Source organism: Rhodococcus sp. OK611 (assembly GCF_003050885.1).
GTDB lineage: Bacteria > Actinomycetota > Actinomycetes > Mycobacteriales > Mycobacteriaceae > Rhodococcus_G > Rhodococcus_G oryzae.
In genome coordinates this window covers 1-2341 of the sequence record NZ_QAOZ01000036.1, presented here as the reverse complement: position 1 = coordinate 2341, position 2341 = coordinate 1, and the positions used below count along the sequence as shown (strand labels likewise).

Genomic DNA, 2341 nt, shown 5'->3' with positions numbered 1-2341 from the left:
TTGTGTCGCCGACTCCGAATGGTGGCACGGTGCAGTTCAAGGATGGTGCGACCCCGATCGGTGGTCCGGTGAATGTGGTCGACGGTAAGGCGAAGTTGTCGCATACCTTCGATTCGCCGGGTGCTCATTCGATCTCGGCGACGTACTCCGGGTTCGCTGGTTTCTCGGGTGCGGGTTCTCAGGCGAGCACGGTGACGGTGGCCGGTGCCGGTGGGGCCGGGTCGTTCGGTTCCAGCCAGTTCGGTTCCTGAATCTCTAGTTCTGTTTCGATCCAACAATGCTTTGTGCTGCAAATGGAGGAACTTTCATGTCCGGTCTGATGATGCGCCGCGCGGTGGCGGCGGTAAGTGGTGCCGCCCTCGCGGTGCTCGGTCTCGGGGTCGGGGTCGCCTCGGCGGCGCCGGGCTCGGTGACCTGGGATGACGGGAACGAGCGGATCACCCGCACGATCAGCGACGTCACCCCGGCCGCAGGCGACACCATCACCTCGAAGACCGTCTTCGACCGGACCGGCGGAGTCGTCGAGTACATCCAGCAGGTCAAGGACATCCATCCGCCGTGCCTGACCTATGTGGACGGCTCCGCGAAGGTCGACGGTTCCGGACAGGGACTCGACAGCCAGGGCGCCGACTTCGCGAAGGTGTCCGGCAGCTGGGCGCTGTACCCGAGCATCTCGCCGAATCTGCGGACCTTCGAGTTCTCGTACAAGGTGGGTGCCGACTGTGCCCGAGGCGTGCCGCTGATGACCACGGTGCACTACTCCGGGACGCTCGGCAGCGGTACCTATGACGGCAAGGGCCCGACGGTGTCGGTCCGCAAGAACGCCTCGACCACGACGCTTGCCCCCGTGCCGGCCGCGACTGTCGGGCAGGCCGTGCAGCTGACCGCGACCGTCGCGGGCGGCGCCGTGGGCAATGTCGTCGAGTTCTACGACGGTGCCGCCAAGATCGGTGAGGGACCGCTCGTCGGCAGCGCAGTGACGGTCGGCTGGACGCCGTCCACCGCCGGCGCGCACAACCTCTCCGCGAAGTTCCTCCCGACCGCCACAGCCGAGGGCTCGCAGTCGGCCGCCCAGGCGGTGACGGTGTCGGCTCCCGACGCGGCGACCACGACGACGCTGACGGTGCCTGCGACGGCGAATGTGGGTGCGGCGGTTGAGTTGAAGGCGACGGTTGCTCCGGCTGCCGCGGGTGGCACGGTGCAGTTCAAGGATGGTGCCGCGAACATCGGTGGTCCGGTTGCGGTTGCCGGTGGTGTGGCGACGTTGTCGCACAGCTTTGATGCTGCGGGTGCGAAGTCGATCACCGCGGTGTATTCGGGTGGTGCGGGTTTCACGGGTTCGACGTCTGCTGCGGCGACGGTGACGGTGTCGGTGCCCGATGAGGCGACCACCACGACGTTGACGGTGCCTGCGACGGCGAATGTGGGTGCGGCGGTTGAGTTGAAGGCGACGGTTGCTCCGGCTGCCGCGGGTGGCACGGTGCAGTTCAAGGATGGTGCCGCGAACATCGGTGGTCCGGTCACTCTCAACGCTGGTGTGGCGACGTTGTCGCACAGCTTTGATGCTGCGGGTGCGAAGTCGATCACCGCTGTGTATTCGGGTGGTGCGGGTTTCACGGGTTCGACGTCTGCTGCGGCGACGGTGACGGTGTCGGTGCCCGATGAGGCGACCACCACGACGTTGACGGTGCCTGCGACGGCGAATGTGGGTGCTGCGGTTGAGTTGAAGGCGACGGTTGCTCCGGCTGCCGCGGGTGGCACGGTGCAGTTCAAGGATGGTGCCGCGAACATCGGTGGTCCGGTTGCGGTTGCCGGTGGTGTGGCGACGTTGTCGCACAGCTTTGATGCTGCGGGTGCGAAGTCGATCACCGCGGTGTATTCGGGTGGTGCGGGTTTCACGGGTTCGACGTCTGCTGCGGCGACGGTGACGGTGTCGGTGCCGGATGAGGCGACCACCACGACGTTGACGGTGCCTGCGACGGCGAATGTGGGTGCTGCTGTTGAGTTGAAGGCGACGGTTGCTCCGGCTGCCGCGGCCGGGACGGTGCAGTTCAAGGACGGCGCTGCGAACATCGGTGGTCCGGTTGCGGTGAACGCTGGTGTGGCGACCTTGTCGCACGCCTTTGATGCTGTGGGTGCGAAGTCGATCACCGCTGTCTACTCCGGCGGTGCCGGGTTCACCGGTTCGACCTCTCCTGCCGCGACGGTGACCGTGTCGGTTGCCGATGTCGCGACGTCGACCCAGCTGACGGTGCCTGCGACGGCGTTCGTGGGTGCGCCTGCGGAGTTGAAGGCGACGGTCTCGCCCGCTCCCGCTGGTGGCACGGTGCAGTTCAAGAAT

At 66.5% G+C, this 2341-nt stretch carries 2 protein-coding genes; both read left to right on the top strand.

The window, feature by feature from the left end; all coding sequences use genetic code 11:
• Positions 1–251: Ig-like domain-containing protein (locus C8K38_RS26735; RefSeq protein WP_146179121.1), on the top strand; the 251-nt coding region annotated here is incomplete at its 5' end.
• A gap of 56 nt (positions 252–307) precedes the next feature.
• Positions 308–2341: Ig-like domain-containing protein (locus tag C8K38_RS26730; protein ID WP_097214447.1), on the top strand; the 2034-nt coding region annotated here is incomplete at its 3' end.